The organism is Algibacter luteus, assembly GCF_900141715.1.
In the GTDB taxonomy this organism is placed as follows: domain Bacteria; phylum Bacteroidota; class Bacteroidia; order Flavobacteriales; family Flavobacteriaceae; genus Arenitalea; species Arenitalea lutea.
This window is the reverse complement of sequence record NZ_FQYK01000005.1, coordinates 313,551-329,943: the sequence shown is the minus strand read 5'-3', so window position 1 is coordinate 329,943 and position 16,393 is coordinate 313,551. Positions and strand designations below refer to the sequence as shown.

Sequence of the window (16,393 nt, the reverse complement as noted above, 5' to 3'; positions counted from 1 at the left end):
ATACAATGCAACAACTTTTAACAACTAATCAGAATCTCTAGTACTCAAAATGGTCTATTCTCTTTGTTGAAAATTATCGTTTCCAATAACTTTCTTACGCTGTCAATTCAATATGTTTATGAACTTTTTTTATCTTTTCTTAAAGTCTTTCCTCCTTAAGCGGGTGCAAATATAAAACCCTTTTTTTAACTCCACAATACTTTTTTAATCTTTTTTGAAAAAAATATGAACCTTTTTCTTTCCCAACTAAATAAGTAACATTTTATGAACTTCGCTAATCAACTCTACTGCTGTTTTTAGCGGGTGCAAACATACTACCTATTTTTAATTACGCAATGGCTTTTTTAAACTTTTTTTTGCCTTTTTTTTATATCACTTTTAACTGCCTTGTTTTCTGTTATTTATAACCCTTAATTTTATTTGATTTTTTTTAATCTTATGACTAAAAGTATCTAGGTACGGATTATATACTGTTAATTGATTAGTTATTTTGACCTGTGAATCTTGTAGGCTTGAATTGTACTTTTATTATGTGAATAGTATTGTTATCGTATCTAATCATTATCTCGTTATGCCCGCGTTAGGGATTGTAGTGGATAGCCCACAGCGGAGGTACGACGCGAGCACTTGAAACCCTTAGACTCCGCTCAGGATAAAATTCAGCCCGACCCCTTTGAGGAACGTACTAATGAAAAAATTTTATAGGAAGAAATTCCATACTAAGCCGAAACGTATTGCGAAATCGCGGTATGGATACGTTGGTGCTGAATAAAAGTTATAGCCTGTTAATGAGGAATTGAAATGTTCGAGCTTGAAATAGATACGGGTTTGACGGATTTTTGCGTTTAAGAAAAAATCTAACCTTGGAAAATCGCCATATTGGGTTTCGTTTTGCACATAAAATTCTGATAGTAACGGACTGTAAGCATCCATATAATACTTTGAGAAGTAATTTAATGTTACTCCGGTTTGCAGATACATGGCTTTTTTGAATAGGTGACTTGAGAAATAGAATGTGTTTCGGGTGTTTATTTCGGGAACGTTTAATACCTGATTATCGTCTTTTACGCTTTGATACATTATAGTATTGTTTAAGGCGAATTTTCCGAATTTTATTTCGTTTTCTAACTTAACCCTAAAGTAGGATATGGATTTATTGTTTTGAAATGGATTGACTTGCGCTGTGGTTTGGTCTTTTTTAAAGTATACGTAATCATTTATTGTTGAGAAATCTGCTGTAATGTTTGCGAGTTCCTTATATTTTAGTTTGAACCCTATTTGCTGGGTTTCGATATTATTGAAATTATTTTGCCAGTTGTAATTTAAATAATCACTTTGGTATAATAATGTATTAAAGTTTGGCACTTTTGAACTGTGATTTAAGGATGCCGATGCCGAAATATCGTCGTTTAATTTAAAGGTTGCATCTGCTTTGAGGTAATTGCCTTCAAAATCTCCAGTGACATTTACTCCCAACTCTCCGTTTAATCGAAAGCCTTTATAGCGTTTACTATATTTACCGCCTACACCAAACACATTTCCTTTTAAGCGATTTACAATGGTATTACCGTTTAAAACTACTAACTTATTATAACCGTAGTTATAGTTTGTATTGTTTACATTTATTTGAACGTTACCTAATACGTTATTATAGTAATCTAGTTGCAGCTCGTTATAGAAATTTTCTAGTGTTGCTTTATCTGACAAACTTCTTGATTTGAAAGCATCACCAAAAATAGTCATATTCGCTATTGTTTGTTTATATTGATAGTATTTATCTTCAAAAGTCATGATGTGTCTTACACTAAGTCTGCTTTTTGAAGTAGAATCGTTTAAGGTGTTTGGAAGATACTTCTCAATTACTTTTTTATAGATGTCGTAGTTTTGATCGAGATAAATGCGTTTACCAATTAAAATATTTTCGGCATTTTCATAATTAACATCGAGGATGGAGCGTTCAAGAAATTCTTCTATGCCTGCTTCAAAATTTTCTACACTTTCGTCAATTAGTCCGCCATTTTCTTCATTATACAAATCTTGTGTTACTATATGGCCTCTGGCCTGATACTTCTTATTTTTAGAAGTATAGTTTGATGTAAACCTAAAATTACCTGTACTTGTAATGGCGTGCTGGTAAAAACCAATGGAGCGCATACCTTTATAAGCGATGGAGAAGTTTAATTGTGGTGAAACGTTAACACTAAAAAAAGAATCGGCAGTCTGCCCTTGTTCAAACACGGTACGATAAAACAACTCGGTAAACGGGGTTGGCATTCGATAATAAAATATATCATCGATTTCCATATAATTAAAGTGTCTTGCTGTTGCGCCAAATTTTGGCATGGCGCCGGTATTTTGAAAATTATAAGTTAGGCTATTATAAGATTGCCCAACATTCGAAAAAGGAATTAAACCAAAATTATCTTTTCGCAAGTAATTGAATTTAAATTCTTTTTTGATTGTTAATGTGGTATCTACAAAGGTAGTGTCTCTATGATGTGAAATAATAAGATAATCTTCTATTTTAGTTTTTGGACCTTTTTTAGTTGACCCTGTTGACTTTCTGGTTATTGAATCTTGTACACCAAAAGATTTATCGTCTATACTAGTACCCTTTTGAATTGGTTGTATTTGAGCCACAGTAAAATTAAACATAAGCAACCCGAAACAAGTTAAAAAGACTTTAAGCATCTGATTAGATATATTTCTATTTTTAATTTTTAGGGTTACTACCATATTAAGATTAAGGGTGAACTGAAGAAAATTTAGTTGTTTCTAGATATTCTTTGGCAAAAGTAATTATTTGAACGTAAAGTGTTGAAAAATATTTTAAATAAAGAAAGCCAGCGTTATTTAGCTGGCTTTCTTTTTAATTATAACATCTAATTACATAGATGAGATTTAAAATTATATTTGAGTTAGTCGATAGCAAACATCTAAATAATAAATTTAAAAAACAACTACTTTTACGAAAAACATACACATCTCTAGTTTATATGAATGATACCTAGCAAGTTAATTTTATATTTGTTTTTATTTTAAATATGCTATTACTAAACCACTCTGAATACAATTTAGAATGCGGAACTGACGAAGCAGGACGAGGTTGTTTGGCTGGTCCTGTAACCGCTGCAGCAGTGATTTTACCTAAAGATTTTAAGAATTTAATATTAAACGATTCCAAACAATTAAGCGAAAAAAAAAGAACGCTTTTAAAACCGGTTATTGAAGAAGAGTCTATTTGTTTTGGAGTTTCTCATGTTTTTCAAGAAGAAATAGATACTATTAATATTTTAAACGCTTCTATTTTAGCTATGCATCAGGCTATAGAAAACTTAAATACAATACCAGAATTTATAATTGTTGATGGTAATAAATTCAAGCCCTTTAAAAACATTCCTTATGAAACCATAATAAAAGGAGATGGTAAGTATTTAAGCATTGCAGCCGCTTCTATACTAGCAAAAACTTACCGTGATAAATACATGGATAAAATTCATGAAGAATTTCCGATGTACAATTGGAAACAAAATAAAGGTTACCCAACCAAAGAACATAGGGCTGCCATAAAAAAGTACGGCATAACCAAATATCACAGAAAATCTTTTAGATTATTGCCAGAACAATTAAAGTTAGATTTTTAAGTTTTTATATTTGCTGAAATTAATGAAGTCCATGAGATTATTTTGCTGTTCCCTCCTACTTTTTTTATTTTTTGGTTGCTCAAACACAGGCAAAAAACACAACAATCTTATAGAATTTATTCCTGACAATGCTAGTTTAATTATTAAAACCAATAACCTAGAAAGTTTAAATAGTAGTTTAAAAAACAACGATTTTATTGAACGGTTTTCCAAAACAACTGCTTACAATCGTTTACAAGAAAAGCTAAAGCCTTTGGCTTTACTCAAGCCATTAAACGAAGTTGTTTTATGTTTATCTGAAGGCGTTAATGACAATCTGGATTTCACCGTGATTACCAAACTAAATTCGAATATATTCGAAACAGATTCACTTCCAAATTACACTGAAGAAACGTTAACCTATAAAAACAAAACAATAATAAAATCGACACTAAATGATAATTCTTTTTACACTGCAAGTATTGATAGTGTGCTAGTAGTTTCATCATCAAAATCCATAGTAGAAAATACTTTTAGTAGTTTTAACGATGATGATGAATTTAAAAAAGCCTATCGCACTACTAGCAACGACAAATCCTGCTCTATTATTATAAAACCCAATTCAGAATTTATTTCAACATTTTTTATTGAAGATTTTTTAACTCTTAATAATTTTACCGAATATCTTGCTCTTGACGTTGAAATGAACCAGAACAGTATTTATTTTAATGGTATCACTAAAGCTTTAGCTTCTTCAAAAAAATTAATTAATATTTTTAAAAACACCTATCCTCAGGTTAATCAAACTCAGTATATAACGCCTTCAAACAGCGACGGTTTTATGAGTTTTACCTTTAATGATTTTAAGATTTTAGAATCAAATTTATTGAAATATCAGCAGAAAGATTCTTTAATGAGTAACGCTATTCTTTTAAATGATGTTGTAGAAGTTGGTGTGATTTATGAAGATAAAAACCGTGCTATTGTACTTAACTCTGTAGATGTTATAGCTACTAAAGATGCTTTAATAGCAGAACAATCCGTTGCAGATACTTATAGAGAAATTGAAATTTATAATTTTAGTCAACCTAAGTTATTCGTTGAAACATTTTCACCTTTAATAAGCGATACTCATGCCAATTTGTATTGTATTTTAGATAATTTTTTTGTGTTTTCAAGCCAAATGGACATGTTGCAAAATATAATTGCTAGTTATCAAAACAAAACCACTTTTTCGAACTCTTTAATTTTTGAAGACACCAAGGAGAAACTTAGTGATGCATCTTCAATTTTACAGATAAATAATGCTTCAGCATTAAAAAACATTTTTGATAAAAATTTAGGCTCCGATGAAAAATTTAAAATTGTAGAATATAACCAATCGGCCATCCAATTTATCTACGATAATAATTTTGCTCATGTTAATGGCGTTGTAAATAAAAACAAAACTCGAGGGTCTATAAATTCTGTTTCGGAAGAATTAAATATTAAGTTAGATAATGATATCTTAAACACGCCTCAATTTGTTACAAATCATATTACCAAGCATAAAGAAATTGTTGTGCAAGATGTAAACAACAACCTTTATCTTATTTCTAATAAAGGAAAAATTCTATGGAAAAAACGATTACAAGGACCTGTTTTAGGCAGAATTGAACAAATTGATATTTACAAAAACGGTCGTTTACAACTGGCTTTTGCAACACCAAAAAAAGTCTATGTTTTAGACAGAAAAGGGAGAGAAGTTAAACCGTTTTCGTTGAATTTTAAAGACAAAATTACACAACCGCTTGCTATTTTTGATTACGATAAAAGAAAAGATTATCGACTTTTAGTTACCCAAGGTAAAAACGTATTAATGTATAATGTTAAAGGAAAAATAGTATCTGGCTTTAAATTTAAATCGGCAAAAAATGCTGTTGTATGTAAACCCGAACACTTTAGAATTGGTAGTAAAGATTATATTATTATTAAAACAAACAAAAACCTTTATGTTTTAGATAGACTCGGTAAAATAAGAGTTAAACCAAAACAGTCTTTTTCATACACCAATCAACCTGTTTTTCTATATAATAATACTTTCACAACTACAAGCGAGTCTGGAGATTTAGTTTCTGTTAATCCATTGGGAAACGTTTCATTAAGAAAGTTAAACCTTTCTAATAATCATTTTATAGAAACAACAAGTAAAACGCTGGTAACACAAAGTGAAAACAAGCTATTTATAAAAAATAAAACTACTGAGCTTGATTTTGGCAATTACGTAAATCCAAAGATATTTTACATCAATGATAAAATTTATGTTTCGACAACAGATTTGCAATCTCATAAAATCTATTTGTTTGATAGTGCCTCAAAATTACTTCCCAATTTTCCGGTTTATGGCAATTCGACCATAGAGTTAAACAATATAGATAAGGATAAAAATTTAGAATTTGTTACCATAGGAGAAAGCAATGCTATTATTCTATATCAAATTAATTAAATTTATGATCATTTAAATACATTAAGTTGTATGAAATTATCATGAATTTTAACACTACATTTTTGTTTGTAAAAAACTAATTTCTATCTTTAAGGCAGCTATTAATCAATTAATTACAAATGAAAATTCCCAAAAGTGCTTACAGCATTCTACTTTTTTGGATTGCTTTTGTATTTACTTTCCCTAACATTGATGCACAAACCAAGAAATTAAAACGCCCAGGAAGTAAAGTTGGCATTTATAGCGTTGATAAATTTGTGTCTGAGTCGTTTGATATTTATGATAAAGTTTACAAATACGATGGGTATGCCGAAGCTGGAACACCCTTAGATGATGAAGATATTGATGTTCTCGAGGATGCTCTTGACGATTTAGAAGGTTTAAGTGATAGCGCACCCGATATTCTGAGTGATGTTGATGGCACCAGCGTCTTAAAACAAGCTAAAGCTACTTTGCAAATTAATAAAGCTAAAAAAGCCCTTAATTATAGCATAAAAACTGCGAAAGAATTATTGTTAGGACAGCGGGAACATGACACTGAAGAAGAATCTGAAGAAGAATCTAATGACACTTCAACCAATGATAATCCGAAAACCAATTCTACTTCAACCAACAATGATATTGAAGACAACGATGACACCAATATATCTGACAACTTAGAGATTTATAGCAAATTTGATTTTGTTCCTGGAGATAAGCTCTTATTTTTTGATGATTTCTCACAAGATTTTATCGGCGATTTTCCTAGTAAATGGAATACAAATGCTTCAGGCGAGGTGGTGAAAATTGGTGATAAAGGCAACTGGTTCGAATTAAAATCTGGTTACGGGGTCTATTTCATTCCAGATGTGAAAAACCTACCAGAAGATTATACCATTGAATTCGATATGTTAACTCAAGGAGTGGGACGAAACACCTCTTCAACAGCGAGGATTCATGTTATTTTAAGCGATGATGATAAAATTAAAGAGGGCAGCAATCATTACGCCTTTGTTTCTATTCCAGTAGGTCAATATGGTGCTTTTTCATTACGAGCCAAAAACTACTTTAATAGAGGGGGTGGCGCCATTAATACAGATATTAAAGCAGACGTTAGAAAAGCGGTTCTTAATCAACCACATATTGCGATTTCCGTGACCAAAAAACGATTTAGACTTTGGATTAACGAAACAAAATACGTCGATATTCCACGATTTATTGAGGAATTAAACGTACTCAAGTTTTTAAAATTTCACATCAATAATTTTAAAGATGGTGAAGAGCATCTTTATATTTCAAATTTGAAAGTCTCAGAAGGCGGTGTAGATTTAAGAAGAAAATTACTTGCCGATGGCAAAATTTCTACAAACGGCATTTTATTCGATACAGGTTCTGCAAATATAAAACCACAGAGCTATGGTATTATTCGCCAAATTTCTCAGGTTTTAATGCAAGATGAAAATATTAATTTAAAAATTATTGGACACACGGATGCTGATGGTACCGATGCATCCAATTTACAACTCTCCAAAACACGGGCTGAAGCTGTAAAAAATGCATTAATTGAAATTTATAAAATTTCTGAAAATAGGTTGCAAACAGATGGTAAAGGTGAAAGCGAACCTCTAAAAGACAATGGAACTAGTGATGGAAAAGCACAAAACCGTCGTGTAGAATTTGTAAAAATTTAAAATAATATGAAAACAAAAATCATCATACTCATAGGTCTTTTATTTATAAGTTTTTCGTCTTATAGCCAAAGTAATTGCAAAGCCTACTACCCTTTTGAAGAAGGCACCAAATTTGAAATTACCAATTACGACAAAAAAGGCAAGAAAGAAGGCGTCGTTAAATATCATGTATCAAATATTGAAAATAATGTGGCAACTATTGAAGCTGTAATTTTTGACGCGAAAGACAAAGAAGTTACCACCATGAGCTATAATGTAATGTGCGATGGTAATAAAATTTCTATTGACTTTAAGTCGTTAATGAATCCAGACATGTTAAATCAATATAAAGACATGGAAATGGAATTTACTGGTACTAATATTGAGCTTCCAAATGATTTACAAGTGGGCCAAAACTTAAACAATGCTAACATGAATATGGCTTTAAATATGGGAGGCATCACTATGAACATGAGCGTTAATATGTTAAACCGAACCGTAGACAAAAAAGAATCTATCACCACACCTGCAGGCACTTTTGATTGTTTTGCTATTAGCTACGACAACGAAATGAAAATGGGTATGAAAATGAAGTTTAAAATTAAAGAATGGATAGCAGAAGGTGTTGGTATGATTAGAAATGAAACATATAATAAAAATGATAAACTTATGGGTTACTCAGAACTTACAAGTTTTAGCAAATAACGATTTTTAACAACCAAAAGCAAGTCCTCGAATCTCGAGCGTCAAAATATTATGTTTTGGCGCTCTTTTTTTAAACCAAATTCAGCTTAATTTTATAGTATTGCATTAATAATACACGATACATGATTTCAAGAAAAAACGCCTCAATTTCAAAATTCATCATCCATAAAGTTGGTAATAAATTCAACGACACTAAAAATGCATTTTCAGAAAAACTAGTAGATTTTGACGAAGCGAGCTACGATTTAATGTTACCCTTTTTGTTAAGGCCATTTGGCAGTGTGGTACAGAGTTACCGTTTTAATCATCACGCTAATATTGCTTTAAATGAAATTAACAGCTATTGCACGCAATTGTTTAATGATGAAGATAGTTTTGTAGACATTTCAAAACACATTGTCACACATTTATACGAGCAATCGAGTTCAGCGCAAATAAAAACTGGCGATGTATTGGTTGTTATGTTTGAAGGTATCGAGTTTCGGGACATGACAACCAACGCCTTAGGTATTTTTAAAATTGAAAATAAGGTTAATTTTTTTCAAACGTATTTAGAAAACAACAGTTACGATGTTTTAGTACAAAAAGGTATTAGCAGTAAAAAAGTTGATAAAGGCTGTTTAATTTTAAACCAAAGCGATACTGAAGGCAACATTATTTTAAGCGTAGACAATAATAGTTACGATGCCCAATATTGGCTCAATCATTTTTTAAATATTAAGTACGCCGATGACGCTAATAATCATACTCAACAGTATATTGAGTTGTGCAAAGATTTTTCAACTGAAATTATAAAAACCAGTTATGGCGCACAAGAGCAAAATATGTTTTTAGCTAAAACCATCGATTTTTTTAAAGAAAATGAAGTAGTCAATGTTGAGCGATTTAAAGAAGAACTTTTTGAAAACGAAAAGCATATTCGCGAATTTGAAAACTATAAAAAAGAATTTGAAGGTGAACAGAATCTCGTGATTAGAAATCAGTTTGATGTTTCCGAAGCGGTTGTAACAAAAGAAAAACGAAAAATAAAAACCGATATTAAGTTAGATACACACATACAAATAAAGTTAGATATTGATGCTCCTGATGCTTCTTCGGAATATTTGGAACGCGGTTATGACGAGGAAAAGAAAATGCATTATTACAAAGTATTTTTTAATGCCGAAAATTAATAAGAACCTTTATAAATTACCTTTATTTTAAGCAATAAAGCGTGCTTAAATCGCTTCATTTTTATGTTTTTCTGTAACTTGTGTTTCGTAAAAGTTTTAATATGGCAAAAGACAAAAAATTCAATTACGAAGCTGAATTAGCAAAACTACATACCGAGTTAGTTCATCTACAAGAATGGGTTAAAAAACAAGGTTTAAAAGTGGTTATTGTTTTTGAAGGCAGAGATGCTTCTGGTAAAGGTGGAACTATAAAACGATTTACAGAACCTTTAAACCCCAGAGTTTGCAAAGTAGTTGCATTAGGCGTTCCTACCGAAAAAGAAAAAACACAATGGTATTTTCAAAGATATGTTTACCATTTACCTGCTGCTGGCGAAATTGTACTTTTTGATAGAAGTTGGTATAACCGAGCCGGAGTAGAAAAAGTAATGGGATTTTGCACCAATGACGAATACGATGAGTTTTTGCGTTCATGTCCAGAGTTTGAACGTATGTTAGTTCGATCGGGAATTATAGTTTTAAAGTATTGGTTTTCTGTAAGCGACGAAGAACAAGAACGACGTTTTAAAAATCGAATAAGCAATCCTTTAAAGCGTTGGAAATTTAGTCCGATGGATTTAGAATCTCGCTCTCGATGGTTGGAATATTCTAAAGCTAAAGACAACATGTTTGCACATACAGATACTAAACAAGTGCCTTGGTATGTAGTAAACTCAGACAACAAGAAAAAAGCGCGTTTAAATTGTATTAGCCATGTTTTAAGTCAGATTCCATACCAAAAAATGGATATTAAGCCTATTGAACTTCCGGAGTTACCAGACTATAAAGCCTATGTAAGACCACCAATGAATTACCAAACGTTTGTGCCTGAGAAGTATTAGAATACTCGTTTTGTAACTTTTCCTATTTACTTCACTAACAACATTTCATTGAAATACATTTTAAAAACGAAACCACATGATTGAAATTATTGATTTAAGTCAAGAAATTTATGAAGGCATGCCTGTTTTTAAAGATCTGCCTCAAGTAAAAATGGAAATTCACAATTCTCACGAAGAATGGGATGGATTTAAGAACCCAAAAAAAAGAACCCCTGCTGTACATAAATTAGAACTTGGAGAACACACTGGAACACATGTTGACGCCATAAATCATATGGCAAAACAATATGAAGGACAATCAATAGATACGATGCCTTTATCTATGATTTATACAGAAAGCATTTGCATAGATTTCTCTCACAAAAAACTTAAAGAATTAATTGAGCCTTTTGAAATTGAAAATGCTTGTAAAAAAGCGAATTTAGAAATCAGAAAAGGAGACACCATTTTAATTTATACAGACCATTACCGAAAACATTTTAACGGCAATGATTGGGGAAACGGACCCGGTATTTCTGGAGAAGCTGCGCGTTGGTTAGGAGAACAAAAAATCTCTGCTTTTGGAGTTGAAACCATGTCTCCTGGTGTTCCAAAAATATCTAATAAAGAAGTACATCAAATTTGCGGAGAATTAGGCTTTACACATTATGAAAATATGGTAAATCTTAATTTATTAATTGGTAGAGGACGTTTCCGATTTATTGGATTTCCATTAAAAATTAGAGGAGGAACAGGTTCTCCAGTAAGAGCAGTTGCCATATTTGAAAAATAATTTTTGATAGCACTCAATTACTGACAATCTAACAGGAAACGATTTAACCATAGAACCACTATAGAAACTTGAATTCGTAAAATTTATCCTCTAAATTTGCTAACAACTGATATCAATCAGTAAAACGACTTCATATCATTTAAGTTAGCAGATATTAAAGAAAAAAAACAGAAAAGTTTTTAACACACATAACAGATGAAAAAATTAATAAGTACCGCCATAATCTTATCTTTTATTCTTTCTGTAAAAGCTCAAATTACGCTTCCAAAAGTTGTTCATGGTAAGATAAAACGTATTGAGAATTTTGAGTCCAAATATATAACCTCAAGACATGTTGATATATGGATGCCAGAAGGCTATTCTAAATCGAAAAAATATGCGGTATTATACATGCATGATGGACAAATGTTATTTGACCCTGAAAGTTCATGGAATAAACAAGCTTGGAATGTAGATGATGCGGCTTCTAAATTATTTCAATCAAATAAGCTTAAAGAATTTATTGTAGTTGGTATTTGGAATGGAGGCGAAACAAGGCACTCTGATTATTTTCCGCAAGAACCATTTAAATATTTATCAACTAGTCAAAAAGACACAATCAATGCTCAACTTAAACGCTCGCACGTTCCAATAAAAAAAACATTTAATCCTCAATCCAACAATTACCTTAAGTTTGTTGTTGAAGAGCTAAAACCATATATCGATAAAACCTATTCGGTTTATTCCAACAAAGAAAACACATTCGTGATGGGTAGCAGCATGGGAGGTTTAATTTCTATGTATGCTATTTGTGAATACCCAAAAATATTTGGAGGTGCAGCCTGTTTATCAACGCATTGGACAGGCACTTTTACACTTGACAACAACCCTATGCCTGATGCATTTATTGAGTACTTGAATAAAAACCTTCCAAATCCCAAAAATCATAAAATTTACTTTGATTGTGGAGATGAAACATTAGATAAGTTGTATCCGGAAATCCAAAAAGAAGTCGACCAGTTGATGGTAAAAAAAGGATACAATGAAAACAATTGGCTAACTAAATTTTTCCCAGGAGAAAATCATAGTGAAAATGCCTGGAGTAAAAGGCTCAATATCCCTTTAATATTTTTATTTAAAAAATAAGGACTGATAACCTTGTTTACAAAACCGTTAGCTCCCCTGATAAAACTCTGCCTCAAAAAGCGATTTAAAATGCTTCAAAAGTTTTGCTTTAACTTCAGATTCATCTACTTTTTCAAGTCCGAGTTCTACGTTAAGCGAAGTGACCGCTTTTCCACGAATACCGCAAGGAATCATTAAATCGAAATACCCTAAATCGGCATTTACATTTAGAGCAAATCCGTGCATGGTAACCCAGCGGCTTGCCCGTACACCCATAGCACAAATTTTTCGTGCAAATGGCGTGCCTACATCTAGCCAAACACCTGTTTCGCCAGGGCTTCGTTCGGCTTTTAAACCGTATTCAGCAAGGGTTAAAATGATCATTTCTTCAAGAAAACGTAGGTATTTATGAATATCGGTAAAAAAATTATCTAAATCTAAAATAGGATATCCAACAATTTGCCCAGGGCCATGATAGGTAATATCGCCGCCGCGATTTACTTTATAGAAACTTGCGTTTTTTGCTTTTAATTGTGCTTCGTCAACCAATAAGTTGGACATATCGCCACTTTTACCAAGGGTATAAACATGCGGATGCTCTACAAACAAAAAATAGTTTTTGGTTTCTAAAGCGGCGTTTTCGCGTCTGTTTTTAATTTTAGTATCTACAATGGCTTTAAACAAGTTTTCTTGGTAATCCCAAGTTTGCTTATAATCTTTAAAGCCTAAGTCTTGAAGTTCGATGTTCTTATTCATGAACCGCAAAATTACAATATTTTATATGATTTTGAATGAAGAAGGTAGATAGATGATAGCAGCCAATTAATCGACTACCTGTTACTGAAAAGCACCTTCTACAAACTAATTTTTAGGATTATTAAGTATTACCAATGCTGCTATAACTCCTGGCACCCAGCCACAAAGCCATAACAAGAACACAATAATAATAGAACCGCAACCTTTATCGATAACGGCTAAAGGTGGACAAATAATAGACAGTAAAACTCTCCAGAAACTCATGATTTATTTTTTAATTGATGATTTAATTATATGACGTAAAAGTATATTTTTTGTTACAATTTGCGTTAGGGATTGCAATGAAAATCCTTTTTGTGAGGCACGAGCAAAAAGATTGTAATGGAAAGCCCGACCCTTGTGGTAACCTGCCTACCGGCAGGCAGGCGCCTAAAAAAAAAATCGTAATTCAATAATCGTAAATCGTAAATCAATTGATTATCTTTGTGCCTTAAAAATTTTTACACAGCCATTAGACTATGTCGCAACTATCAGAACAAGAACTTGTAAGAAGAGAAAAATTAGCCAAATTACGCGAATTGGGTATTAACCCCTATCCTGCCGATTTATATCCTGTGAAAAACACATCGAAATCTATAAAAGCCAATTTTGAGGAAGGAAAACAGGTGAATATTGCAGGTCGTTTGATGTCTAGACGTATTCAAGGAAACGCGAGTTTTGCTGAATTACAAGATGCCGACGGACGCATACAAGTGTATTTTAACAGAGATGAAATTTGTACTGGTAATGATAAAAGCAAGTACAACGATGTTTATAAAAAACTACTTGATATAGGCGATTTTATTGGTGTTGAAGGCGAATTGTTTTTAACCAAAGTTGGTGAAAAAACTGTGAAAGTTAAAAATTTTACGCTGCTTAGTAAAGCCTTAAAACCGCTACCATTACCTAGAACGGATGCAGAAGGTAAGGTGCATGATGCTTTTACCGACCCAGAGCAACGTTACAGACAACGCTATGCCGATTTGGTAGTAAACCCACAGGTTAAAGACGTGTTTGTAAAGCGTACCAAATTATTTAATGCGATGCGTTCGTTTTTTAATGATGCTGGGTATTTTGAAGTTGAAACGCCGGTTTTACAACCTATTCCTGGTGGTGCTGCGGCACGCCCGTTTGTAACGCACCACAATGCTTTAGATATTCCGTTGTATATGAGAATCGCTAACGAACTTTATTTAAAAAGATTAATTGTTGGTGGTTTTGATGGCGTTTATGAGTTTTCTAAAAACTTTAGAAACGAGGGTATGGACAGAACCCACAACCCTGAGTTTACAGCGATGGAAATCTATGTAGCTTATAAAGATTATAACTGGATGATGGATTTCTGCGAGCGTTTGTTAGAGCATTGTGCTATGACTGTAAATGGGAGTACGAAAGCTACTTTTGGTTCTAACGAAATTGATTTTAAAGCGCCATATGCTAGAGTAACTATGGCCGATTCTATAAAGCATTTTACTGGTTTTGACATTACTGGAAAATCTGAAGACGAGATAAAACAAGCCGCCAAAGATATGGGTATTGAAGTTGATGATACCATGGGTAAAGGAAAGCTTATTGATGAGATTTTTGGTGAAAAATGCGAGGGTAATTACATCCAACCAACATTCATTACGGATTACCCAAAAGAAATGAGCCCACTTTGTAAAGAACACCGTGATAACCCAGAATTAACCGAACGTTTTGAGTTGATGGTTTGTGGTAAAGAAATTGCAAATGCGTATTCTGAACTTAATGACCCTATTGACCAACGTGAGCGTTTTGAACACCAATTGAAGTTGGCTGCGAAAGGCGACGATGAAGCTACCGAGTTTATTGATTATGATTTTTTACGTGCTTTAGAATATGGTATGCCTCCCACTTCGGGCATGGGTATTGGCATGGATCGTTTAATTATGTTTTTAACTAACAACCAGTCTATACAAGAGGTGTTGTTCTTCCCACAAATGCGACCAGAGAAAAAAGCCGTTGCTATTAGCGATGATGCTAAAGCGGTGCTAGAAATTTTGAAGAAAGCAGAAACCATTGATCTAGTTGCGTTGAAAGGAAAATCTGGATTATCAAACAAAAAATGGGATAAATCGATTAAAGAATTAACTAAAAACAATCTTGCTAAAGTTGAAAAGACTGATGAAGGATTGTTTGTTAATCTCGTTTAAAGCACACTTATATCTAAAATTAAAAAAGCCAGTAATTCATGAATTACTGGCTTTTTTTAAAACTAACTAAACTAACTAAATTTATTAACTAAACTTCTCTACAAATAGACAGAATATTTAGCGTTTAGAAAAGTAATTTAGAAATGTTTAACACTCCTTTTTTGTATTTTAATTTTTATTTAAGAATTAATGCTTAGATATGTTAAAATATTAAGAAAAAGAAGCTATTTCCACTGCTTTTATTCAGCACCGTAACCCAACTATAAAGTTTATTTAAGTACCATTTCCATATGACTATGATAAGCATCAAACGCACTTAAGTTATGATGCGTTCCTTCTGGAAAAGTTACAAATGTGGTTCTATCCTTAGGAGAAGCTTCATATAGTTTTTCGGCAGATGCATAAGGCACAACATCATCACTGGTGCCATGCAACATTAAAATAGGGCAATCGGTTTTTTGAATAAACTGATAACTCAACAATTTGTATTTTAAAAGTGCTTTTACTGGCAATAAGGAAAATCGAGATTCGGCAACATCTAAAATACTGTAATAAGGGGTTTCTAAAATGAGTTGTTTCGGTTTGTTTTTGGAAGCTAAATAAGTGGCTATTCCTGTTCCTAATGATCGTCCGTAAATAGTGATATCTTCTTCATCATATAAACCTTTTATATAATTGTAGCAACACTGTCCGTCGTGGTACAATGCCTCTTCACTAAGTTTGCCTTTACTTTTTCCGTAGGTTCTGTAGTCCATGATTAAAACATCATACTGTTTTTCAACAAAATATTCTGCCAAAACACCCCAACGTGATAAATCGCCCGCATTACCATGAAAAAAAAGCACCACACCTTTAGGTTGTTCAATTTTAAAATGGATGGCATTTATTACAGCATTGGTTTCTGTTTGAAAAAATAGTTCTTCAAAAGGATATGAAAAATGATAGGTATAATCTTGCTCTAAAACCGTTGGCAAAAACAACATTTTCTCTTGAAAAAAATATAAAAGGGCTGTTACCATAAAATATAAACTGA

General features: G+C 32.3%; 13 protein-coding genes. 9 read left to right on the top strand and 4 right to left on the bottom strand.

What is annotated here, in order from left to right; all coding sequences use genetic code 11:
- Positions 1-699: 699 nt before the first annotated feature.
- The gene (locus tag BUA46_RS11620; RefSeq protein ID WP_026010109.1) at positions 700-2,691 is read right to left on the bottom strand and encodes a putative porin; all 1,992 of its coding nucleotides are present in this window, start codon (positions 2,689-2,691) and stop codon (positions 700-702) included.
- Positions 2,692-3,044: 353 nt separating this feature from the next.
- On the opposite strand from BUA46_RS11620, the gene rnhB reads away from it, so the two are divergent.
- From rnhB to BUA46_RS11580, 8 genes are all read left to right on the top strand, one after another.
- Positions 3,045-3,644: a ribonuclease HII gene (gene rnhB / locus BUA46_RS11615; protein WP_019388293.1), complete on the top strand. Its 600-nt coding sequence runs from the start codon at positions 3,045-3,047 to the stop codon at positions 3,642-3,644.
- Between the two features lie 31 nt (positions 3,645-3,675).
- A complete protein-coding gene (locus tag BUA46_RS11610) occupies positions 3,676-6,108 on the top strand; it encodes a hypothetical protein (protein ID WP_019388292.1) in 2,433 nt (810 codons plus the stop codon).
- Positions 6,109-6,227: 119 nt separating this feature from the next.
- A complete protein-coding gene (locus BUA46_RS11605; protein WP_019388291.1) occupies positions 6,228-7,778 on the top strand; it encodes an OmpA family protein in 1,551 nt (516 codons plus the stop codon).
- Between the two features lie 6 nt (positions 7,779-7,784).
- On the top strand, positions 7,785-8,462 hold the full coding sequence (locus BUA46_RS11600; protein WP_019388290.1) for a TapB family protein: 678 nt from the start codon (positions 7,785-7,787) through the stop codon (positions 8,460-8,462).
- A gap of 122 nt (positions 8,463-8,584) precedes the next feature.
- Complete coding sequence (locus tag BUA46_RS11595) at positions 8,585-9,634, top strand: nucleoid-associated protein (protein WP_019388289.1); 1,050 nt, start codon at positions 8,585-8,587, stop codon at positions 9,632-9,634.
- Between the two features lie 101 nt (positions 9,635-9,735).
- A complete protein-coding gene (gene ppk2, locus BUA46_RS11590) occupies positions 9,736-10,515 on the top strand; it encodes a polyphosphate kinase 2 (RefSeq protein WP_019388288.1) in 780 nt (259 codons plus the stop codon).
- Between the two features lie 76 nt (positions 10,516-10,591).
- Positions 10,592-11,287 (top strand): cyclase family protein, encoded by a 696-nt coding sequence (locus BUA46_RS11585; RefSeq protein WP_019388287.1) that lies wholly within the window; start codon positions 10,592-10,594, stop codon positions 11,285-11,287.
- Between the two features lie 195 nt (positions 11,288-11,482).
- Positions 11,483-12,412 carry an alpha/beta hydrolase gene (locus BUA46_RS11580; protein WP_019388286.1) on the top strand — a complete coding sequence of 310 codons (930 nt, stop codon included), beginning with the start codon at positions 11,483-11,485 and terminating at the stop codon, positions 12,410-12,412.
- A gap of 27 nt (positions 12,413-12,439) precedes the next feature.
- On the opposite strand, the gene lipB is transcribed toward BUA46_RS11580, so the two are convergent.
- Positions 12,440-13,147, bottom strand: coding sequence for a lipoyl(octanoyl) transferase LipB (lipB, locus tag BUA46_RS11575; RefSeq protein ID WP_019388285.1), 708 nt, complete (start codon positions 13,145-13,147; stop codon positions 12,440-12,442).
- A gap of 105 nt (positions 13,148-13,252) precedes the next feature.
- Complete coding sequence (locus BUA46_RS11570; protein WP_019388284.1) at positions 13,253-13,411, bottom strand: YqaE/Pmp3 family membrane protein; 159 nt, start codon at positions 13,409-13,411, stop codon at positions 13,253-13,255.
- Between the two features lie 254 nt (positions 13,412-13,665).
- Between BUA46_RS11570 and lysS the strand changes: the two genes are divergently transcribed.
- Positions 13,666-15,360 (top strand): lysine--tRNA ligase, encoded by a 1,695-nt coding sequence (lysS, locus tag BUA46_RS11565; protein ID WP_019388283.1) that lies wholly within the window; start codon positions 13,666-13,668, stop codon positions 15,358-15,360.
- Positions 15,361-15,629: 269 nt separating this feature from the next.
- Here the strand turns inward: lysS and BUA46_RS11560 are convergent, their stop codons facing one another.
- Positions 15,630-16,379 (bottom strand): alpha/beta hydrolase, encoded by a 750-nt coding sequence (locus BUA46_RS11560; RefSeq protein ID WP_237714673.1) that lies wholly within the window; start codon positions 16,377-16,379, stop codon positions 15,630-15,632.
- Between the last annotated feature and the right edge of the window lie 14 nt (positions 16,380-16,393).